Below are 20,854 nucleotides of genomic sequence, written 5' to 3'. Positions count from 1 at the left end.
GCCTTTCCTCCAGTCGCGGCATTCGCTAAGGCTGCAGGATATCTTTCGTTTTTTCCCGCGAGGCCATTGATGTTTCCGAAGCCGAAGCCCGAACTCGTCCCCAATACCTATGCCTATGAATCCGAGCCGATGGTGAAGGCGACCGGTTTCCGCGAATACGACGCGCGGTGGCTGTTCGGCAAGGAAATCAACCTGATGGGTATTCAGGCGCTGGGCATGGGCCTCGGCACCTTGATCGGCGAGATGGGACAGAAGCAGGAGATCGTCACCGCGCACGATTTCCGCAGCTATTCGGCCTCTATCAAGTATGCGCTGATCTCGGGCCTTTTGGCCTCGGGCTGCAAGGTGCATGACATCGGGCTTGCGGTGACGCCGATGGCGTATTTCGCGCAGTTCGAGCTCGACGTGCCGTGCGTCGCCATGGTGACGGCCTCGCATAACGACAACGGCTGGACCGGTGTGAAGATGGGCGCGAATCGTCCGCTCACCTTTGGACCCGACGAGATGACGCGGCTGAAGGAGATCGTGCTCAATTCCGCGTTCAAGCTGAAGCCGGCAGGCGGCTACCAGTTTCACGAGAATTTCCCGGCGCGCTATATCGCCGATCTCACCAAGCGCCCGAAGCTGAAGCGCAAGCTGAAGGTTGTGGTCGCGTGCGGCAACGGTACAGCGGGCGCATTCTCGCCGCAGGTGATGGAAGCCATCGGCTGCGAGGTGATCCGGCTGGATACCGAACTGGATCACACCTTCCCGAAGTACAATCCGAATCCCGAAGACATGGAAATGCTGCACGCGATCCGCGATGCGGTGCTTGAACACAAGGCCGATGTGGGCCTCGGCTTCGACGGTGACGGCGACCGCTGCGGCGTGGTCGACAACACCGGCGAGGAAATTTTTGCCGACAAGGTCGGCGTCATGCTGGCGCGCGACATGTCCGCGATCCACAAGAACGCGCAGTTCGTGGTCGACGTGAAATCGACCGGATTGTTCGTCACGGACCCCGTGCTGCAAAAGCAGGGCGCGCAGGCCACCTACTGGAAGACCGGCCATTCCTACATGAAGCGCCGCACCCATGAATTGAAGGCGCTGGCGGGCTTCGAGAAGTCCGGCCACTTCTTCTTCAACGCGCCGGTCGGACGCGGCTATGACGACGGCCTCGTCTCGGCCATCGCGATCTGCGAGATGCTGGATCGCGCAACCGGCAAGACGATGGCGGACCTGAAGGACGCGCTGCCGAAGACATGGTCGTCGCCGACCATGTCGCCGCATTGCTCGGACGAAACCAAATATGGAATCGTCACGCAGGTCGTGAAGTACTTCGAGGATCTGAAGGCGAAAGGCGCGAAGGTGGCCGGTCAGCCGATCCGCGATCTGGTCACGGTCAACGGCGTGCGCGTCACCTGCGAGGACGGCAGCTGGGGTCTGGTGCGCGCTTCAAGCAACAAGCCTGAGCTTGTGGTGGTGGTCGAGAGCCCGGTGTCGGAGCAGCGCATGCGCGACATGTTCGAGGCGATCGATTCGGTGCTGCGCACCCATCCGGAAGTCGGCGAGTACAATCAGAAGATCTGAACGACGTCCTATGCCGCGCGGATCGACCGGACGAAGTTGTTGATTTCGGTCTTCAGCCGCCCGGATTGCGCCGACAGTCCGGTCGCTGCCTCAAGCAGCTTCGCCGAAGCCGCATCGACGTCGCCCGAAGACCGGGTGACGCCGGCGATGTTTGAATTCACATCACGCGTGCCGCGCGCCGCCTGATCCACATTGCCCGCGATCTCGCGCGCCGCTGCGTCCTGCTGCTGCACGGAGGCGGAGATCGCGCCGGATATTTCGTTGATCTCGCGGATTGTTCCGCCGATCTCCTGTATCGCGTTCACAGCCTCGCGCGTGGTGGCCTGGATGCCTTGTATCTGCGCGGATATTTCCTCGGTCGCCTTCGCTGTCTGGCTGGCGAGGGCTTTGACCTCGCTGGCGACCACGGCGAAGCCGCGGCCATGCTCGCCGGCGCGCGCCGCTTCGATGGTCGCATTCAGGGCCAGCAGGTTGGTCTGGTTCGCGATACCCTGGATGAATGTCACCACCTCGCCGATCTTCTGCGTTCCGAGCGACAGGCCTTCGACCATCGTGTTGGTGCGTTTGGCCTCTTCGGTGGCCTTGCCGGCGACCTGGGTCGAGCGCGTGACCTGTTGGCCGATTTCGCCGATTGAGCCGGTCAATTCTTCCGCCGCGGCGGCGACGGTTTCCACATTGGATGTTGCCTGTGCCGACGCTGCGGCGACCGCGGTCGCCAGACGTGTCGCCTCTTCGGAGGTGCCGCTCATCGATTCGGACATGGCCTGCAACTCGGTCGCCGCCGTTGCGACGGCATCGACGATATGGCCGATCTTCTGCTCGAAGCTCGCGGCGAGTGCATGCATCGCCGCTTCCCTTTCTTCCTTCGCTCTTTGCTGTGCCTTGGCGCGGTCTTCCCCGGCGTGCGCCGACTGAACTTCGGCGAGCGCCATTTCTGCCTCGGCGGTCTTTTGCGCTGTGGTTTCGAACAGTTCGGAAAGTTTGGCGGCGAGCCAGATCAGTGCGCCGGCTTCGAGGATGAGGATAACGGCATGGAGAACGACGCGGCCGAAATCGGAGCCGCCGGGATAGACGGCCGCCGGAAGAAGAAAATTCAACGCAAGATGATGCAGCGCCACCGCGGCGGCGCCGATGATGATCACGCGATAGTCGCAGTAGACGGCGAGGCCGGCGAGCGCCGCGAAGAAGTACATGTGGCCGTCGGTTTGCCAGGGGTGCCCTGACAATTGATAGACGAAGAGCGACACGCCGCCCATCAGCGCAACCGCTACGGTAAGGCGGGTCGCAGGCGAACTTCCGGACGCGCGCCACGACAGCGTCGCCGTCATGGCCATGGCCGCCATGACGAATGCCGGTACCAGCCAGTCGGTATCCCGCATCAGGCCGATCGCGGCCGACAGGGGCACGTGCACCCAGAGCAGGATGAGGAGCGCCTTGCTTGCCGTCTCGCGCAAGGCATCCATGTCTGTGGGGGCGGCATCTGAATTGTCGGCCTGCATGTCGTGCTCTTTCCGCGTCATATCTTGAAGCAGCTGGCGAGGGCTTGTGGATCAATGGCGAACCATGCGCCGGCCTTGCGCAAGCGGACGAGGCCGTCCTGTCTGGCCAACTGGACGACGATGATTGCCGGAATGGCTGTGGTTCTGATGATGGCGTTGTCGGTCGAGGCGATCGCGGCCATGCTTTGCTGCGTCGTCCACCACGGCGGGAATATGATCGCCGCGGCTTCGGCACCGACGGGAAGCCGCAACGACAACGAGGCGATTGCGAGCCAGCTCGCCAACAGCAAGCCAGCCGGAAGGAGCCATGTCAGCAAACGACGTTGCACGATGGTTTTCCCGTTCAACCGGACAGGATGATCGCGCAAAAGCAATAAGTTCCGGTAAATTTCGGATTTCGGTAAGCAGCTGCGGAAACGCCGGACCATCGATGGGCCCGGCGCCTGGTGGATAATATCGGCTTGGAAGAGCGGGCCTTACGCCGCGCTGAGCGCCGGCACCGGCAGCGCCGTCACCGACTTGATCTTTTCCATCGCGAAGCGGGACGTGACGTTCTTCAGCGCCACCGCGCTGATGAGCTTCTTGTAGAAAATATCGTAGCTCTGCATGTCGGCCACGACCACGCGCAGCATATAGTCGACGTCGCCGGCCATGCGATAGAATTCCATCACTTCGGGCATGGCGCTGACGGCGTCGGCGAATTTCTTCAGCCAGGCGTCCGAGTGGTCGCCGCTTTCGACCGAGACGAACACCGAAATTCCGAGGCCGATCTTGTTCTGATCCACCAGCGCAACGCGGCGCAGGATGATGCCTTCGGCCTCCATGCGCTGGATGCGCTTCCAGCACGGCGTCGAGGACAGGCCGACCCGGTCGCCGATTTCGGCCACCGACAGGGAGGCATCGTCCTGCAGAACGGTCAGAATCTTGCGGTCGATGGCGTCGAGGCGGCGCGGGGCATCAAGAATTGCTACAGCAGCGTCAGACATGAGAAGAACTTTCTTCCATAAAAAAGGGTTCTTTCCCTCATATATAGAAAAACATTCTCTGACAAGCTCGGATTTGCGGCTTTAGAGAGCCTCTATGCGGGAAGGGCGGCCGTGCTGGAGGCCAAAAGAGCGTCAACTTCAATACGTTGGGGGGAACCGAAGGCCCCGCCGAAGCGGGTGCATTTCAACGCGGCCGTCGCGGAGGCGAATCGCATCGCCTGTTCCAGCGGCTGTCCTTCCGCCACGGCCAGCGTGAATGCGCCGTGGAAGGCGTCGCCCGCGCCCAGCGTATCGACCGTATGAACCGGGAAAGCCGGCATGTGTTTCGGCTCGCCCTGTCGGTCGAGCCAGATCACGCCCTTGGCACCCGACGTGACGCCGAGCAATGCGTGGGTCACCTGTGCGAGCTTGCGCAGCGCGGTCACGTCATCGTTCTCGCCTGCGGTGGCATGCAGCGCCTCCGCGGAAAAGACGACATGCGACGCGACTTGCAGCAGCCCTTCGCGCATCGACATCATCCGGTCGCCGTCGATGACGACGGGAATGCCGCGGCGGTGCGCCTCTGCGCATACATCGGTGCCGAATTCAGCGCAGCGGCTTTCGATCAGAATGGCGTCGCAGTCCGCGAGCAGGATGTCCGATGACGGCAGCGCGACGGTCCATAGTTTCGGATCGCGAAAAGTGGCGATGGTGCGCTCACCGCTCGGATCGATCAGGACGCTGGAGATCGGCGTGACCACATCATTGACGACAACAAGACCGCTGGTGTCGATGCCTTCGCTCCTGAACTGGTCGTTGATGGTGACATTGCTCGCGGCGAGCGCGCCGCCGATCGGGCCTGTGAGCAGAACGCGTCCGCCGAGCCGTGAAATCGAAATGGCGGCGTTGGGCGAATTACCGCCGGCGACCTCGACGAACTCGCTGGCATATTCTTTTTGTCCGCGAGCAGGAACTTCCGGCACGCGGAAAATGAGATCGCGTACCGGCATGCCGATGCAGACAATGCGTGGTGATGTCTTGCGTGCTTGATCGTGGATATTCACTGACACTGCGCCTCGCCCGAAATGGCCGGTGACCAAGACAATCAATGACCCGCGATGCGGTTCCCATTCAAGGGAACCCTCAAGCTGTTTCCGCGAGCCAGTTCGCCAGAAGGTGGTGCGCGATTGCGACCGGATGAGGGCCCGTCAGGCCCTCGGGATGAGTCCTGGCGAGCATCGCCACCGCTTCATCGCGCGTGAACCAGCGCGCGTCTTCGAGTTCGGTCCTGTCGACGACAATGTCGGTGGTGGTGGCGCGCGCGGTGCATCCGATCATCAGCGACGACGGATAGGGCCACGGCTGCGTCATGTAGTAACGCACGTCGGTGCAGTGGATGCCGGCCTCTTCGAGGATTTCGCGCTGAACGGCGTTTTCAATGGTCTCGGCGGCTTCAACGAATCCGGCGAGACACGACCACATGGTCGGTGGAAACTGCGACTGGCGCCCCATCAGGCATTTGTCGCCGGATGTCACCAGCATGATGACCACCGGATCGGTGCGCGGAAAATGCTCGGCCTTGCAGCTCGGGCAATCGCGTTTCCAGCCGCCTTGCGTCATCGCGGTGCGCGTGCCGCAATTGGCGCAGTAGCCGTGGCGCTGATGCCAGCTCACCAGCGACTTCGCCATCGCAATGGTGGACAGTTCGCGCGCCGGTATAGCTCCGCTCGCGGCGACGGCGCGCAGGTTTTCCACGCCGACATCCTGGCGGCCCATCAGGTCTTCGGCGGCGGCGGCGCTGATGCCCATGCCGAAAATCGCCGCGCCCTCGAGCAGGCCGAGAAAGATGGTGCCGGGATTGGCGCCGAACTTCCGTGCCTCATCCAGCGTCAGCAGCGCGCGCGGGCCGTCCGCACCCTGCGTCACCACGATGGAATCGCGATGCACCACATAGGCGCGCGCCTTGCGGTCGCCCTCCAGCGCGAACAGTTTCTCGGCGTCGGTGCGCACATGCGCCGCACGGTCGATGGGATGGGACACGAAGCCCGGTTGTCCGAGCGGAAAGGGATCGCTTGTTTTTGTTGTCATTGATTTTCAGCTCTGTGGGAAATTAGCTTAGCCATATTTTTCGGCGAAGGGCTGCGATGAATGTCTCGACTTCCTGCGGGTCGTGAGCCAGCGCGGGCACCACGCCCCACACCGGCCGCGGCCATGCGGCGTCAGTGGTCCGGCGCGCGATGAGATGGACATGCAGCTGCGGCACGACATTGCCCAGCGCCGCGATGTTCAGCTTGTCGGGCTTCGTGATCTCTTTCAGCGCGCGGGCGACGCGGTTGATTTCGGTCATGAGCTGCGCCTGCTCGATTTCACTAAGGTCGGTGATCTCGGTGGCGTCGGGGCGGCGCGGCACCAGCAGCAGCCATGGATAATTCGCGTCCTTGATCACAAGCACCCGCGACAGCGGCAGGTCGCCGATGTTGATCGTGTCTTTTTCGAGTTGTGAATTGAGCGACCAGGCGGGGGAGGCGGACATGAACGATTCTCGGAAGGGTTCCGCAATTTTGCAGAGTGCGGTGCTGCGAACAACACCTGTCATGCCCGGCTTTGCGCGGGGCTTCCATGCCTTTGTTCGGCCGGGGCGGGACCCGTGGCGGGAGGGTCGGAATGCAGGCCATTTCGCAAGCTGAAACAACGTGGTGCGAAGGTCCGCCGCACGCTTGCTTTCCGGCGCTTTTGGCCCCAAATAGGGACCGGGAGATTGGCGGTGGACGAGCCACTCGCCAACCGGGTCAGGTCCGGAAGGAAGCAGCCCTAACGAGGTCCGGATCGGGTCGCTCGTCAGTCTCCTACCTCTCTTTTTCGTGCGTCCGCAGCGGCGCAACGCGCGCCTGGTGCCTAGCGTGCTCAATCGCGGATCGATTGATGACCGATGCTGACATGACCGGCGCGACTGTGGACGATCAGCCGGGTTTTCAACTCGGCGGAAGCCCAACCCCCTCGACAGGTTCCGGTCCCGGCTATCGCGTGCTGGCGCGCAAATATCGTCCCGGCACGTTCGAGGATCTGATTGGCCAGGAAGCGATGGTCCGCACCATCTCGAATTCGTTCGAGGCGGGACGCGTTCCGCAGGCCTGGATTCTCACGGGCGTGCGCGGCGTCGGCAAGACCACCACCGCGCGCATTCTCGCCCGCGCGCTGAATTACGAATTGCCGGACGGTTCGGTGAAGGGTCCGACCATCCACATGCCGGCCATGGGCGTGCATTGCCAGGCCATCATGGAAAGCCGCCACATCGATATTCTGGAGATGGACGCGGCGTCCCACACCGGCATCGACGACGTGCGCCAGATCACCGACGGCGTGCGCTACGCGCCGTCAAGCGCGCGCTATAAAGTCTACATCATCGACGAGGTTCACATGCTTTCGGAGAAGGCGTTCAACGCCTTCCTGAAGACGCTGGAAGAACCGCCCGAGCACGCCAAGTTCGTGTTCGCCACCACTGAAATCCGCAAGGTGCCGGTCACGGTGCTGTCGCGCTGCCAGCGCTTCGATCTCAAGCGCGTCGATGCCGATGTGCTGATGGCGCATCTGGCCGCCATCTCCGACAAGGAAGGCGTCAAGGCCGAACCCGAAGCGCTGGGATTGATCGCGCGCGCCGCCGAAGGCTCGGTGCGCGATTCGCTGTCGTTGCTCGATCAGGCGATTGCTCACGCGGCGGGCACGGTCCGCGCCGAGGACGTGCGGCAGATGCTCGGTCTTGCCGATCGCACACGGATCATCGATCTGTTCGCGTCGCTCGCGAGCGGCGACATTGCGGCGGCCTTCAAGGAATTCCGCGACCAGTACGACACCGGCGCCGATCCGGTGGTGGTGCTGAGCGATCTCGCCGAGTTCGTGAACTTTGTGACGCGCGTGAAGGTCGTGCCGGCAACGGCGGACAATCTGGCGCTCGGCGAAACCGAGCGCACGCGCGGCCGCGATTTCGCCGCCAAGCTGTCGATGCGCGTGCTGTCGCGGATGTGGCAGATGCTGCTCAAGGGTATCGCCGAAGTTCAGGCCGCGACCCGGCCGCAGGCCGCCGCTGAAATGGTGCTGGTGCGGATCGCCTATGTCGCCGATCTGCCGACGCCCGACGAAGCCATCAAGATGATCGATCAGGGTGACGGTTCGTCGCCGGCGCTGGGCGGCAACGGTGCAGTCAGTCACTCAAGCAATGCTTCGCCGCGCGGCTCGTCCGGGATGCAGTCTTCAAGTGGAGATGAGGGCTCGCAGCTGCGCGCGGTGGCGTCCAGCACGCGGCCGGCACTCGACACGTCGCCGCGCCCGCAAATGAGCGTGCCTGCGCCCGCGCCTGTTGAAGCAGCACCCGCGCGGCGTTTGACGACATTCGCCGAGCTGGTGGCGCTGGCCGGTGAAAAACGCGATTTGCAGATCAAGGCCGCGCTGGAAGCCGACGTCCGGCTGGTGCGGATGGAAGACGGCAAGCTCGAAGTGTCGCTGGAGCGCAGCGCTGCGCGCTCGATGATCCAGGATCTGTCGCGCAAGCTTGAACAATGGACCGGGCGGCGGTGGACGGTCGCCGTTTCCAATGAGGCAGGCCAGCCGACGCTGCGCGCGCAAGCGCAGGTGGCGAAAGACAAGCTCACCGACGGCGTGCAGGCGGATCCGCGCGTGCAGGCCGTGATGTCACGTTTCCCCGGCACGCAACTGGTGGAGGTGCGGCGCATCGCGCCGGATAATGCGTCCGGCGACGACGATACCGGTCCAGTCGCCGCCGCTGAAGAAGACGACGATCTCTAGAGGCATGATCCCGAAAAGTGGGAACCGGTTTTCGGAAAAGATCATGCCCGAACATAAGTATAAGAGGACACGCGTTCATGGCTGACTTTCTCGGCATGATGAAACAGGCGGCGCAGCTTCAATCCAAGATGAAGGCGTTGCAGGATGAACTCGATACCGTCGAGGTCGAAGGCCTGTCCGGCGGCGGTCTCGTCAATGTGCGCATGACCGCCAAGGGCGAAGTGAAGGCCGTGAAGATCGATCCGTCGCTGGTGAAGGCTGACGAGCGCGAGATACTCGAAGACCTGCTGGTGACCGCGCTCAACGATGCGCGCCGCAAGGCCGAAGCCGCCATGCAGGAGAAGATGCAGGCGCTGACCGGCGGCCTCGGCCTGCCTCCGGGGCTGGGTCTCGGTTAGTTATGGCCACTGCCGTTGCAGGTCCGGAGATCGAACGTCTGATCCAGTTGCTGGCGCGGTTGCCGGGGCTTGGCCCGCGCTCGGCGCGGCGCGCGGCGCTGCATCTGATCAAGAAGCGCGAAGCGCTGATGACGCCGCTGGCGTCGGCATTGCAGGTGGCGATCGACACGATTCAGGTCTGCAATACCTGCGGCAACATCGACACGAAAAATCCATGCACGGTCTGCACCGACACGCGGCGCGATCCGTCCATCATTGTCGTGGTCGCGGATGTTGCCGATCTCTGGGCGCTGGAACGCGCGCACGCCACCAACGGATTCTATCATGTGCTCGGCGCGACGCTGTCGCCGCTCGACGGCGTCGGCCCGCAGGATCTGACCATCGACGCGCTGGTTGCGCGCGCGCTCGACCCGCGCGTCACGGAAATCATTCTTGCCTTGAACGCCACTGTCGATGGCCAAACCACCGCGCACTACATCACCGATTTGTTACAGGACGCCAACGTCAAGGTTACACGGCTGGCACACGGCGTGCCTGTTGGCGGGGAGCTTGACTACCTCGACGAAGGGACGCTATCCGCTGCCATGCGACAGCGAACGCTGTTCTGAAATCACTCCGGGCTCGATTTGAAATTCACGGAATTGGAAGCGGTATGATTCTACGTCTGTTCGTAAACCGGTTTGCAACATGCACGGCCGGTCTCCTCGCTGCATGTTGTTTTGCCGTGGTTATGCCGTCCGGCGCGCTTGCGCAGCAGAAGGCGAAGCCGATCAACACCGGCGAAGTGCTGTCGGGCAATCTGACGGCGATGCGATCCGGCCCGAAGAAAAAGCGCGTCATCACCTATCAGCTCACCAGCGAACCGCGACGTCTGCCGGCGCCGTCCGGCATGTGCAATCTCGAAACCGGCCCGGAAACGTTTCAGATCGTGACCAGCAGCGACGCGGAAGCGGCGGCGCTCAAGCCCTTCATCGGAAAGAGCATCGCGCTGAAGGCGAATGAATTGTCCTGCGCCCAGGCGGCCGGTCAGTTGAGCGACGCCATCGTCACCAAGTGGAGTGTTGTCACCAAGCATTGATGCGCTTGACGGTGTTCAGGCGCCCGCCCTAGTCTGCTGGTTTAGGCATCAGTTGTGGGGCAGGTCATGTCATTGCAGCGAAATCTGTTTGTTTCCTTTGTTCTTGCCGCCTTTGTCTTTTTGTCTCCGGCGGCCATTCATTCGGCGCTCGCGCAGGTTCAGGTCGCGGTGATCGGCGACAGCAATGTCTACGGCAAGGGCGTTTCAACCTCCGAGAATTATCCGAGCCAGCTTCAGGTCGCGCTTAACGCCCGGGGCCTCAACGTGAGTGTCAGCAACGGCGGCATCAACGGCGACACCAGCGCCGGGCTGGCGGGGCGCCTGGACTCGGCTGTCCCTTCCGGCACGCGGGTCGTGGTGATCTGGGTTGGCATCAACGATATCCGCCGCGGCGCAAGCATGGCGGAGGTTCAGGCGCATGTCGCGGGCATTGTAAGTCGGTTGAGGGCAAGAGGAATTGAGAGCTATGTAATCCGGCCGCCGGTTTACAATGTCGCGGATCATCAGAATCCCGCACTCGTTGTCGGCGGCGGCGACAAGCATTTCAACGCGGCGGGCTATAGAAAGATGGTCGGCAAGACGATTGGACCGATTGGTTCGCTGGTCAGCAAGGCCGCAAAGAAGAAGGCGGCTTGATCCGCATCAGAATGGGGCCGCCTCAGGCGGTGGCTCGCAACGCCGCGAAATGACCGCGGCGTTGCAGCCACGCCAGCAGGATCAGGCTTGGCACCGCGACCAGCACGCTCAGCACGAAGAACATCGGCCAGCCGGTGGCTTGTGCGACGTAGCCCGCACCTGCCGATAGATAAGTCCGGCCAATCGCCGCAAAGGCTGTAAGCAGCGCATACTGGGTCGCGGTGTGCAACGGGCTGCGGCAGAGCGACGACAGATAGGCGACGAAGATCACCGTGCCGATGGCGCCGGTGAAATTCTCCACCGTGATCGCCAGCGCCAGCGCCCATTGGTTGGTCCCGACGAACGCGAGCCAGGCGAACGCCAGATTCGACACGGCCTGAAGAACGCCGCCGGTCCACAGGCAGGCTTCGAGCGACCATACGCGCGCGAGAAAGCCGCCGGCGAAACCGCCGATCAATGTTGCGGCGAGGCCTACGCCCTTGACGATGGCGGCGTAGTCGTTGCGGGTGAAGCCGAGATCGATCACGAACGGCGCGGTCATGGTGCCGGAAAACGAATCGGTGAACTTGTAGAGAATGACGAAAGCCAGCACCGCCCAGACATCCTTGCGGGTCAGGAACTCGGTGAACGCACCGACGGCGGCGGTCATGACGCGCGTGATGGCGCTGTCGCCGCTGGTGGCCTGCTCGGCCTTGCGGGATTGCTCTGGTTCGGTGGCAATGAGCGCCGCGATCATGCCGATTACGACCATGCCGGCCATTGCGATATAGCCCCACATCCATGCGTGGGATTTGGTTTGCCCGGTTGCCTCGAACCCGCTGACCAGAAACAGCGCGCCCGCGGTCGAGATCAGCATGCCGACGCGATAGGCCGCGACATACGACGCCATGCCGGCGGCCTGCTCGCTTTCAGGCAGGCTTTCGACGCGGAAGGCATCGACCACGATGTCCTGCGTCGCGGAGGCCGCCGCCACCAGCAGCGCGCCGAGCGCCACATAGAACGGCGACCGCGCGGGATCGGTCAGCGCCAGCAGCAGGATCGCCGCGATCAGCAGCAGTTGCGCGAACACCAGCCAGCCGCGCCGCCGGCCGAGAAGCCGTGTCAGGACCGGCACATGCAGCGCGTCCACCAGCGGCGCCCAGAGGAATTTCAGCGTGTAAGGCGTGCCGACAAGGGCGAACAGGCCGATGGTGCCGAGATCGACGCCGGACTCGCGCATCCAGACCAGCAGTGTCGAGCCGGAGAGCGCGAGCGGCAGCCCCGACGAGAACCCGAGAAACAGCACGATCAGCACGCGCGGTTGCAGATAGACCGCCATCGCCTCGCGCCACGCGGCGCGGGGAGGCGGGGTCGTGCGGGCTGTGTCAGGCGTTGTCATGAGGGGGTGTTAGCAGATTCGGATGACTATGGGCCGCCGTGCCTGCGACATTCACGGAGCGTCACCCCCTGGACTTGATCCGGGGGTCTATCTTCAAGACCGATGAAAAGATGGATTGCCGGGTCAAGCCCGGCAATGACAAGCCTTATTCCCCCGCCTGCAATTTGCGCAGCGGGTGGGGCGGAAACAGATCGCTGCCGGTGGGCGCGACGAGACGCGGCGTTTCGGCCGGGTCGCTGGATTTGCTGAAATCCAGTTCCTCGATGCGCCCGGCGCGTTTTTCAATCTTGTCGGCGGAAATCAGGATCTGGCGAACGTCCTCATTCACGTTGCCGAAATCCTTCTGCAGCTTGACGACGCGCTCGCGCAGGCGCGCGAGATCGTCCGACATGTGCATCACTTCAGTGCGGATCAGATCGGCGGCGTCGCGCATCCGCGCGTCCTTCAGGATCTGCTGCATCACCTGGATCGCCAGCATCAGCAGTGACGGCGACACCAGCACGATCCGTGCGCGATAGGCCTTCTGGATCACGTCGTCGAAGCCGTCGTGGATTTCCGCGTAGACCGATTCCGACGGGACGAACATCAGCGCGGTGTCCTGCGTCTCGCCGGGGATCAGATATTTGTCCGCGATGTCGGTGACGTGCTTCATCACGTCCTGCCGCAGCCGCTGCGTGGCGACTTTTTTCTCCTCGTCGCTGCGCGCGTCGCGCAGCGCGGTCACGGCCTCAAGCGGAAACTTCGCGTCGACGCACAGCGGCCGCTGGTCCGGGAGGAATATCACGCAGTCCGGCCGCTTGTTGTTGGAGAGCGTGTGCTGGAATGCGTAGGAGCCCTTCGGCATCCCGTCCTGCACGATGGCTTCCATCCGAGCCTGGCCGAATGCGCCGCGCGACTGCTTGTTGGCGAGCACGTCGCGCAGCGTCGTCACCTGCGAGGTGAGATCGGTGAGGTTTTTGTGCGCGTTGTCGATGATGCCGAGGCGCTCGTGCAGCACGCGGAGCGAATCCATCGTATTGCGCGTGGTCTGCTCCATCGACTGGCCGACCTTGTGGGTCACCGAATCCAGCCGTTCGTTGACGGCGCGCGACATCTCCGCCTGCCGCCCCACCAGCGCCTGTCCCATCTCATGGACGCGGCCGGTGGATTCGCTCTGCATCCGCAGCACTTCGGACAGCCGCTCTTCAAGCTCGTCGGCGCGCACGGCCTGCGCCATGGCGGCCTCGGCCCCTTTGCGGCCGGAGCGCGCGATCACGATGGCGATGGTCAAAAGCAGCAGCAGCGCCAGCACGCCGAAGGCGATGAGGGCGGCGCTCATGCGAACCGGCACATCGCCGACACTGAAAAGGATCTCGTTCATGCCGCCCTTGTAGCGCGATTCGGCGGCAAATGCGAACGAATAGGGAACATTTTCGGTTAACAAGTCCCTGATTTTTATGGTTAATCGCCGGTTAACAGCCCATCGCCGCCGCTCAAGCGCTTGGCCCAACAAGAGGTTTGACCCCGGCGGGCGCTCCCATTACATCGCGCAGCATGGCACTTCGCGACATCATCATCCTGCCGGATACGCAGCTTCGGCTCGTCTCCAAGCCCATTGAGAAAATCACGCCGCAAATCCGCGCGCTCGCCGACGACATGTTCGAGACCATGTACGAGGCGCCGGGCATCGGCCTTGCCGCGATCCAGGTCGCGCAGCCGCTGCGGATGATCACGATGGATCTGTCCAAGAAGGAAGGCGAGACCAACCCGCGCATCTTCATCAATCCGGAGATTCTGTCGGCGTCGGAAGAACTCTCGGTCTATGAAGAAGGCTGTCTGTCGATCCCGGAATATTACGAGGAGGTCGAGCGGCCCGCGCAAGTGCGCGTGCGGTTCATGGATCTCGACGGCAAGATTCACGAGGAAAATGCCGACGGGCTTTATGCCACCTGCATCCAGCATGAGATCGATCATCTCAACGGCGTGCTGTTCGTGGATTACCTGTCGAAGCTCAAGCGCGACCGCGTGATGAAGAAGTTCACCAAGGCCGCCAAGCTCGCGGCGAAATAAATCCAGTCGCCGAAAGCGATTTGTAAATGCCGCTTCGTTTGATCTTCATGGGCACGCCGGATTTCGCGGTGCCGACGCTGCTCGCGCTCGCGGCCCATGGCCATGAGATCGCGGCGGTGTATACGCGCGAGGCCAAACCGGCGGGGCGCGGCATGAAGTTGCAGCCGACGCCGGTGGAGCAGGCTGCGCGGCAGCTCGGCGTTCCGGTGCTGACGCCGAAATCTTTCAAGACACCGGAAGCCGAAGCGGAGTTTCGTTCGCACAACGCCGACGCCGCCGTGGTCGTCGCTTACGGCATGATCCTGCCGAAAACCATTCTGGAAGCAGCGCCGCTTGGCTGCTTCAATCTTCATGCATCCTTGCTGCCGCGCTGGCGCGGCGCCGCGCCGATCAACCGCGCCATTATGGCGGACGACGCTGAGTCCGGCGTCATGGTCATGAAGATGGATGTCGGCCTCGACACCGGGGATGTGGCGATGGCCGAGCGCCTTGCGATCACCGACGCGATGACTGCCAGCGATCTGCACGATGCGCTGTCGCCGCTCGGTGCGGACCTGATGGTGCGGGCGATCGGCGCGCTGGAGCGCGGGCGGCTGCAACTGACCAAGCAAAGCGAGCAGGGCGTCACCTACGCAGCAAAAATCGACAAGGTCGAGGCGCGGATCGACTGGACGAAGCCCGCGCGCGCGGTGCTGCGGCATATTCACGGCCTGTCGCCGTTCCCCGGCGCGTGGTTCGAGATTGCGCTCGAGGGCGAGCCCGTGCGGATCAAGGTTCTGCGCTGTGAACTGGCGAAAGGCTCCGGCGCGCCGGGCGATCTGCTTGACGACAAGCTCACCGTTGCCTGCGGCGACGGGGCGATCCGGATTCTGGAGTTGCAGCGCGCCGGCAAGCCGCCGATGAGGGCCGAGGCGTTTCTGAACGGCACGCCGCTCAAGCCGCCGCTGCGTGTGAGCTGATGCCCCGCTACAAACTCCTCATCGAATATGACGGATCGCCGTTCTGCGGCTGGCAGTATCAGGACAACGGTCCATCGGTGCAGGGTGCACTCGAAATCGCCGTGAAGGCGATGACCGGCAGCGACGTGCGCGTCAACGGCGCCGGGCGCACCGACGCCGGCGTGCACGCGCTGGGGCAGGTCGCACATATCGATCTTGCGAAGGACTACAAAGCCGACCGCGTGCGCGACGCGCTGAATGCGCATCTGCGGCCGCATCCCATCGGCGTGCTGTCGGCTGAGATCGTGCCGGAGACATTCGATGCGCGCTTCTCCGCGACCAAGCGACACTACATCTACCGGATCGCCAACCGCCGGGCCAATCTCGCGCTGAACGCCGGTCATGCGTGGCGCGTGGCGCGGCCGCTCGATGCGAGCGCGATGCAGGAGGCGGCGCAGGTGCTGATCGGCAAGCACGATTTCACGACGTTCCGCGATACCGAATGTCAAGCGAAGTCGCCGGAGAAGACGCTCGATGCGCTCGACGTGACACGTGACGGCGACAATGTGAATATCACCACCTCTGCACGCTCGTTTCTGCACAGTCAGGTGCGCTCGATGGTCGGCTCTCTGGTGTGGGTCGGGCACGGCAAATGGACGGCGAAGGATATGCGCAGCGCGCTGGACGCGCGCGACCGCGCCGCGTGCGGCCCCGTCGCGCCGCCGGATGGGCTCTATCTGGTAAAGGTTGAATATTAGGGCGGCTGCGCGCTGCGCTCTCGGTGTCATGGCCGGGCTTGTCCCGGCTATCCACGTCCTTCATCATTAGAAGTATGGCTGAAGGTTACGTCTACATACTCGCCAGCGCGCCGAACGGCATACTGTATGTCGGCGTTACGAACGACCTCGTTCGCCGTGTTTATGAGCACCGGTCCGGATTGGTTGCTGGCTTTACAAAACAGTATGGAATTAAGCGGCTCGTTTATTTCGAGCAGTATGAAAATATCCAGACAGCTATTCAGCGCGAGCACAACATGAAGCATTGGTCGAGAAAATGGAAAGTCAGACTCGTTCTCGCTGAAAATCCAGAGTGGAATGATCTATATGATTTTATAACTTGAGAACGTGGATGGCCGGGACAAGCCCGGCCATGACGAACTTAAGCTATCCCCTTCAACGCGTCCCAGAACAGCTCTTCGCCGCCCGCGACATTCTCGTTCCAGTGATCGGCGGCGTTGTCGTCGGCGGCGTCGGTGATGAACTTGAAGGCGCGCCACGGCACGCCATGACGCTGGCAGACATGCGCGATGGCAAACAGCTCCATGTCCACGATGTCGATGTTGTTTTCCACCAGCCAGGGATCGACCGCGGTGACGAAACTGTCGCCGGTGCCGCAAACCACGTTGCCGAAGCCGGATGACAGCCGGTCCATCTCTGGCGAGAACGGCGTTCGTCCGCGCGGCGCCAGCGGCATCGCCGCCATGTCGCGCTGAACGGTGTGCGCGACCTCCACGAGGCCGTTGTGGATATGCGCGATCTTGCCGGCGGTGCCGTAGTTGACGATGAGCTTCGGCTGCAGCGCCATCACCGCCAGCGTCGCGATGCTTGCCGCGTTGACCTTGCCGACGCCGGTGTAGATCACCTCGACGCCTTCAGGCGCACGCGCCTTGTTGAGTTCGGTGTCGATCGCCGTGAGAATAACGACGTGGCCGCTCATGTTCGGGCTGCTCATGCGAAGTAACGCTCCAGCACGCCGCGATAGATTTTTGTGAGCTTCTCTATGTCGGTGACCGGCGTGCGTTCGTCGATCTGGTGCATGGTCTGGCCGACAAGGCCGAATTCCAGCACCGGGCAATAATTGGCGATGAAGCGCGCGTCCGACGTGCCGCCGCCGGTATTCAATTCAGGCCTGCGGCCCGTCACGTCTTCGATGGCGGCGACAACGAGATCGGTGAATGGCCCCGGCCTGGTCCGGAACACGTCGGCGTTCGATGGCTCCCACGCGATATGCGCCTTGATGCGGTTGCCGCTCGCCTTGGTCACGCGGTCCTCGATCAGCGCGCGCAGGGATTCGCGGGTGTGGCAGTCGTTGTAGCGGATGTTGAAACGCGCGCGCGCCTGCGCGGGGATCACGTTCCACGCCGGATTTCCGACATCCACCGACGTGAATTCTAGATTCGAGGGCTGGAAGTGCTCGGTGCCCTTGTCCAGCGGATCGCCGCTCAACGCCGCGATCAGCGCGGCAATGTCCGGCACCGGATTGGATGCGCGGTGCGGATAAGCAACATGGCCCTGCACGCCATCCACAATGATCGTTCCTGATTGCGAGCCGCGCCGCCCCGTTTTGATGGTGTCGCCGATCTCGTTGACGTTGCTCGGTTCGCCCAGCACGCAGTGATCGAATTTTTCGCCGCGCTCCGCCGCCCACTTCAGGAGTTTGACGGTGCCGTTGACCGCGACGTCTTCCTCATCGCCGGTGATCAGAAATGAAATGGAGCCCTTGGGGGGCTTGCCGCCATTCACCGCGAGATATTCCAGCGTGGCCGCGACGGAGCAGGCGATGCCGCCCTTCATGTCGACCGCGCCGCGTCCGTAAAGCATGCCGTCCTTGACGTCGCCAGCGAATGCGCCATGGGTCCACGCGGTCTCATCGCCCGGCGGCACAACATCGGTGTGTCCCGCAAAGGTGATGTGGGGCGCGCCGGTGCCGATGCGGGCATAGAGATTGTCGATGTCGGCTGCGCCCGGCTCGGAGAAGGTGACGCGATGCACGTCGAAGCCGGCATCGCCCAGCAGCTTCTCCAGCACGCCGAGCGCGCCGGCATCTGCTGGCGTCACCGACGGGCAACGCAGCAGATCACGGGCGATGGTCAGCGCATCGGTCATCGGTGTGTATCAGTCCCGCAGCAGTTCGTTGATGCTGGTCTTGGCGCGGGTGCGCTCGTCGACGCGCTTGACGATGACGGCGCAGGACAGCGACGGACCGGGCTGGCCGTTCTTGAGCGGCTTGCCGGGCAGCGATCCCGGCACCACCACCGCATATTCCGGAACTTCGCCGATGAACGTCTCGCCGGTTTCGCGGTCGACGATCTTGGTCGATGCGCCGAGAAACACGCCCATCGACAGCACCGCGCCCTTGCGCACGATGACGCCTTCGGCGACTTCCGAGCGCGCGCCGACAAAGCAGTCGTCCTCGATGATCACGGGGCCGGCCTGCAACGGCTCCAGCACGCCGCCGATGCCGACGCCGCCGGAGATGTGCACGTTCTTGCCGATCTGGGCGCAGGAGCCGACGGTGGACCATGTGTCGATCATGGTCGATTCATCGACATAGGCACCGAGATTGACGAAGGACGGCATCAGCACGACGTTTTTTGCGATGAAGGCCGAGCGGCGCACGATCGCGCCGGGCACCGCGCGGAAGCCGGCTTCGCGGAAACGGTTCTCGCCCCAGTCTTCGAATTTCGACGGCACCTTGTCCCACCATGCAGCACCACCGGGGCCGCCGGTGATCGGCGACATGTCGTTGAGGCGGAACGACAGCAGCACGGCCTTCTTCAGCCACTGATGCACTTTCCACACTCCGTCCGCCTGCCGTTCGGCCACGCGCGCCTCGCCCTTGTCGAGCAGGTTGAGCGCCAGCTCCACGGCGTCGCGCACTTCGCCTTTGGTATTGGCGTTGATGGTGTCGCGGGCGTCGAAGGCGGCATTCAGCGTGGTTTCGAGAGCGGTCAGTGACATCGGGATTCCTTGGGAAAAAGCAGTCGCGGGATGCGCTTTTGTCGGGATTTGGCGGCTGCGAGTCAAGCTGACGTGGTCAGTTTGAGGGCTTTATCGCCGCCAAAAACCCGGTCAGGTCGTCCGTGATGTGATCCACATAGGCGGCGTCGCGGCCTTCCAGCTCCCAATCCTCACGCACCACATTCCTGGTGCCGTCGGGCACCACCAGAACGGTGGTCATGCCGAGATCGTGCGGCGTCACCAGGTTGCGCGCCAGATCCTCAAACATCGCGGCCTTCGCCGGATCGACGCCGTGCAGCTTGAGGAATTTCATGTAGGTCTGCCGTGCGGGCTTCGGCTCCAGTTCGGCAGCGACGATGTCGAACACGTCCTCGAAGTTTTTCGCGATGCCAAGGCGCTCCAGCACCTTGCCGGCATGGGCGCGCGAGCCGTTGGTCAGGATCAGCTTGCGGCCGGGCAGTTTCTCGATGGCAGCGCCCATCACCGGATTGGGCTCCAGCGGCGAATGGTCGATCTCATGCACATAGGCGAGAAAGTCGTCGGCCTTGAGGCCGTGCTCGGTCATCATGCCGCGCATGGTGGTGCCGTAGCGCTTGTAGTAATCCTTCTGGATCTTGAAGGCTTGGTCCTTCGGCACCTTTAGATATTGCGCGACGAAATCGCGGATGCGCACGTCGACCTGTTGCCAGAGATTGACGTGATGCGGATAGAGCGTGTTGTCGAGATCGAACACCCATGTCTCGATATGGGCGAAGCCGCGTTTTTCTTTTTTTGTCATGGCATTCCAAATCGTAAGGTCTTGCCCGTGCCCGCGGCCATGTCGATGCGTTCATAGCCGCTGGCGTTGAGGCCGCGCGCGCCGCAGTCGCCTTGCTCGGTGAACTCGAATTGCGTCTCGCGGGTGCAGAGCGTCGTGCTGCCGCCCCAGTTCAGCGGGCGGCTGTTGATCTTGATGGTGCGGCCATCGGTATCGACTGCCTCGGCGAAGCTGAAAATCCTGCGCGGCTGGCCGGTCACATCCGGGTGCAGGCATTTGCCGGGCTCGATGCGATACCAGCCGCGGCTGGTGACGGCCTTGCCGTCGTCGGTGGCGATGGAGGCCATCACGCGATACCGCGTGTCGTTGCACCAGGTGAGGCCGGTGCCGGAGGGAGATTCCACCGCGGCGATCATGGTCTCGAAGAAGTTCGGGGCCTGCGTAGCATCCGCGTTGAGCCCGCGCGCTTTCAGGAACGCGGCAAGCGCATTCTGTGTCTTTCGCCCGTCCACGCCGTCGATGGGCGCGGCGTCGTAGCCCGCGATCACCAGCAGCCGCTGGATCGCCGCAAGCCGCGCCTGTTCGTCGTCATATTCCGCGCCTTCCGCCAGATACGCGACCTGGTGGCCGTCCTCGCCGGTGGTTGGCTTGATCTCGGTGAAGGCGGCTGCGCTCTGGCCGCCGCGACACTGGCTCCGCGCGGCCGCGATGACGAAATCCTTCGGCGCAATGCAGAGATTGTCGGTGCCGTTCTGCGGCGCAGGCGATGCGCCATAAACGGGAAGCGAGCGCGCATGAAGCAGAATGCGATCCGCGGCAATGGTCCCGGTCGCCACCACACGGCAGGTCGCCGGATCGATGCGGAACCAGCCGCGCGTCGCGGTCGCAGTCTTGTCGTCGATGCCGATGGCGGCTTCGACCACGTAACTCATGCGGTTGCAGATTTTCAGGTCGGCGCGGGCGGGGGTGGCAACAGCCAGAATCGTCATTGCGAGAAGCGCGACGAAGCAATCCATTTTTAGTCGCGTGGATTGCTTCGCTTCGCTC

Annotated in this window: 23 protein-coding genes and 1 other RNA gene; 11 read left to right on the top strand and 13 right to left on the bottom strand. The window is 63.1% G+C overall.

Going from position 1 to position 20,854, the window contains the following annotated elements:
- Positions 1-69: 69 nt before the first annotated feature.
- Positions 70-1,569 (top strand): phosphomannomutase/phosphoglucomutase, encoded by a 1,500-nt coding sequence (locus tag AC1RKJ_RS11435; protein ID WP_492791077.1) that lies wholly within the window; start codon positions 70-72, stop codon positions 1,567-1,569.
- A gap of 8 nt (positions 1,570-1,577) precedes the next feature.
- Here AC1RKJ_RS11435 and AC1RKJ_RS11430 read toward each other — a convergent pair whose 3' ends face one another.
- The 6 genes from AC1RKJ_RS11430 to AC1RKJ_RS11405 all read right to left on the bottom strand — a co-directional run bounded on the left by AC1RKJ_RS11430 (position 1,578) and on the right by AC1RKJ_RS11405 (position 6,566).
- Positions 1,578-3,068 carry a methyl-accepting chemotaxis protein gene (locus tag AC1RKJ_RS11430; RefSeq protein ID WP_492791076.1) on the bottom strand — a complete coding sequence of 497 codons (1,491 nt, stop codon included), beginning with the start codon at positions 3,066-3,068 and terminating at the stop codon, positions 1,578-1,580.
- A 17-nt stretch (positions 3,069-3,085) separates the two neighbouring features.
- Entirely contained in the window at positions 3,086-3,397 is a 312-nt protein-coding gene (locus AC1RKJ_RS11425) for a hypothetical protein (RefSeq protein WP_492791075.1), read from the bottom strand.
- A gap of 147 nt (positions 3,398-3,544) precedes the next feature.
- Positions 3,545-4,054, bottom strand: coding sequence for an Lrp/AsnC family transcriptional regulator (locus tag AC1RKJ_RS11420; protein ID WP_492791074.1), 510 nt, complete (start codon positions 4,052-4,054; stop codon positions 3,545-3,547).
- A 92-nt stretch (positions 4,055-4,146) separates the two neighbouring features.
- Positions 4,147-5,097 (bottom strand): sugar kinase, encoded by a 951-nt coding sequence (locus tag AC1RKJ_RS11415; protein WP_492792713.1) that lies wholly within the window; start codon positions 5,095-5,097, stop codon positions 4,147-4,149.
- A 79-nt stretch (positions 5,098-5,176) separates the two neighbouring features.
- A complete protein-coding gene (gene nudC / locus AC1RKJ_RS11410) occupies positions 5,177-6,121 on the bottom strand; it encodes an NAD(+) diphosphatase (protein WP_492791073.1) in 945 nt (314 codons plus the stop codon).
- A gap of 22 nt (positions 6,122-6,143) precedes the next feature.
- The gene (locus AC1RKJ_RS11405; protein ID WP_492791071.1) at positions 6,144-6,566 is read right to left on the bottom strand and encodes an HIT domain-containing protein; all 423 of its coding nucleotides are present in this window, start codon (positions 6,564-6,566) and stop codon (positions 6,144-6,146) included.
- A 220-nt stretch (positions 6,567-6,786) separates the two neighbouring features.
- On the opposite strand from AC1RKJ_RS11405, the gene ffs reads away from it, so the two are divergent.
- The 6 genes from ffs (at position 6,787) to AC1RKJ_RS11375 (ending at position 10,945) form a co-directional block, all read left to right on the top strand.
- Positions 6,787-6,883: signal recognition particle sRNA small type (ffs, locus tag AC1RKJ_RS11400), an RNA gene on the top strand.
- A gap of 72 nt (positions 6,884-6,955) precedes the next feature.
- Positions 6,956-8,833 carry a DNA polymerase III subunit gamma/tau gene (locus tag AC1RKJ_RS11395; RefSeq protein ID WP_492791070.1) on the top strand — a complete coding sequence of 626 codons (1,878 nt, stop codon included), beginning with the start codon at positions 6,956-6,958 and terminating at the stop codon, positions 8,831-8,833.
- Positions 8,834-8,910: 77 nt separating this feature from the next.
- A complete protein-coding gene (locus AC1RKJ_RS11390; RefSeq protein WP_492791069.1) occupies positions 8,911-9,231 on the top strand; it encodes a YbaB/EbfC family nucleoid-associated protein in 321 nt (106 codons plus the stop codon).
- 2 nt (positions 9,232-9,233) lie between these two features.
- Entirely contained in the window at positions 9,234-9,839 is a 606-nt protein-coding gene (gene recR, locus AC1RKJ_RS11385) for a recombination mediator RecR (protein WP_492791068.1), read from the top strand.
- Between the two features lie 44 nt (positions 9,840-9,883).
- Entirely contained in the window at positions 9,884-10,309 is a 426-nt protein-coding gene (locus AC1RKJ_RS11380) for a hypothetical protein (RefSeq protein ID WP_492791067.1), read from the top strand.
- A gap of 66 nt (positions 10,310-10,375) precedes the next feature.
- The gene (locus AC1RKJ_RS11375) at positions 10,376-10,945 is read left to right on the top strand and encodes a GDSL-type esterase/lipase family protein (RefSeq protein ID WP_492791066.1); all 570 of its coding nucleotides are present in this window, start codon (positions 10,376-10,378) and stop codon (positions 10,943-10,945) included.
- A 22-nt stretch (positions 10,946-10,967) separates the two neighbouring features.
- Here AC1RKJ_RS11375 and AC1RKJ_RS11370 read toward each other — a convergent pair whose 3' ends face one another.
- Together AC1RKJ_RS11370 and AC1RKJ_RS11365 are read right to left on the bottom strand one after the other, a co-directional pair.
- On the bottom strand, positions 10,968-12,323 hold the full coding sequence (locus tag AC1RKJ_RS11370) for an AmpG family muropeptide MFS transporter (protein WP_492791065.1): 1,356 nt from the start codon (positions 12,321-12,323) through the stop codon (positions 10,968-10,970).
- 145 nt (positions 12,324-12,468) lie between these two features.
- Positions 12,469-13,683 carry a DNA recombination protein RmuC gene (locus AC1RKJ_RS11365; protein WP_492792712.1) on the bottom strand — a complete coding sequence of 405 codons (1,215 nt, stop codon included), beginning with the start codon at positions 13,681-13,683 and terminating at the stop codon, positions 12,469-12,471.
- Between the two features lie 173 nt (positions 13,684-13,856).
- On the opposite strand from AC1RKJ_RS11365, the gene def reads away from it, so the two are divergent.
- The 4 genes from def (at position 13,857) to AC1RKJ_RS11345 (ending at position 16,430) form a co-directional block, all read left to right on the top strand.
- Positions 13,857-14,372, top strand: coding sequence for a peptide deformylase (def, locus tag AC1RKJ_RS11360; protein ID WP_492791064.1), 516 nt, complete (start codon positions 13,857-13,859; stop codon positions 14,370-14,372).
- Between the two features lie 26 nt (positions 14,373-14,398).
- Complete coding sequence (gene fmt, locus AC1RKJ_RS11355) at positions 14,399-15,331, top strand: methionyl-tRNA formyltransferase (RefSeq protein WP_492791063.1); 933 nt, start codon at positions 14,399-14,401, stop codon at positions 15,329-15,331.
- The gene (gene truA / locus AC1RKJ_RS11350; protein WP_492791062.1) at positions 15,331-16,068 is read left to right on the top strand and encodes a tRNA pseudouridine(38-40) synthase TruA; all 738 of its coding nucleotides are present in this window, start codon (positions 15,331-15,333) and stop codon (positions 16,066-16,068) included. The genes fmt and truA overlap by 1 nt, the downstream gene beginning before the upstream one ends.
- A 74-nt stretch (positions 16,069-16,142) precedes the next feature.
- Positions 16,143-16,430 carry a GIY-YIG nuclease family protein gene (locus AC1RKJ_RS11345; RefSeq protein ID WP_492791061.1) on the top strand — a complete coding sequence of 96 codons (288 nt, stop codon included), beginning with the start codon at positions 16,143-16,145 and terminating at the stop codon, positions 16,428-16,430.
- Positions 16,431-16,468: 38 nt separating this feature from the next.
- On the opposite strand, the gene AC1RKJ_RS11340 is transcribed toward AC1RKJ_RS11345, so the two are convergent.
- From AC1RKJ_RS11340 to AC1RKJ_RS11320, 5 genes are all read right to left on the bottom strand, one after another.
- Positions 16,469-17,041, bottom strand: coding sequence for a phosphorylase family protein (locus tag AC1RKJ_RS11340; RefSeq protein ID WP_492791060.1), 573 nt, complete (start codon positions 17,039-17,041; stop codon positions 16,469-16,471).
- Positions 17,038-18,195, bottom strand: a complete 1,158-nt coding sequence (gene dapE, locus AC1RKJ_RS11335) for a succinyl-diaminopimelate desuccinylase (RefSeq protein WP_492791059.1) — start codon at positions 18,193-18,195, stop codon at positions 17,038-17,040. The genes AC1RKJ_RS11340 and dapE overlap by 4 nt, the downstream gene beginning before the upstream one ends.
- 9 nt (positions 18,196-18,204) lie before the next feature.
- Entirely contained in the window at positions 18,205-19,050 is an 846-nt protein-coding gene (gene dapD / locus AC1RKJ_RS11330) for a 2,3,4,5-tetrahydropyridine-2,6-dicarboxylate N-succinyltransferase (protein ID WP_492791058.1), read from the bottom strand.
- A gap of 76 nt (positions 19,051-19,126) precedes the next feature.
- The gene (locus AC1RKJ_RS11325; protein WP_492791057.1) at positions 19,127-19,828 is read right to left on the bottom strand and encodes a pyrimidine 5'-nucleotidase; all 702 of its coding nucleotides are present in this window, start codon (positions 19,826-19,828) and stop codon (positions 19,127-19,129) included.
- The gene (locus AC1RKJ_RS11320; protein ID WP_492792711.1) at positions 19,825-20,823 is read right to left on the bottom strand and encodes a DUF1036 domain-containing protein; all 999 of its coding nucleotides are present in this window, start codon (positions 20,821-20,823) and stop codon (positions 19,825-19,827) included. Before AC1RKJ_RS11320 ends, AC1RKJ_RS11325 begins: the two co-directional genes overlap by 4 nt.
- Positions 20,824-20,854 lie beyond the last annotated feature (31 nt).

It is taken from the genome of Afipia sp. GW822-FHT04G07 (genome assembly GCF_058800765.1).
This window is presented reverse-complemented; position numbering and strand designations above follow the sequence as displayed.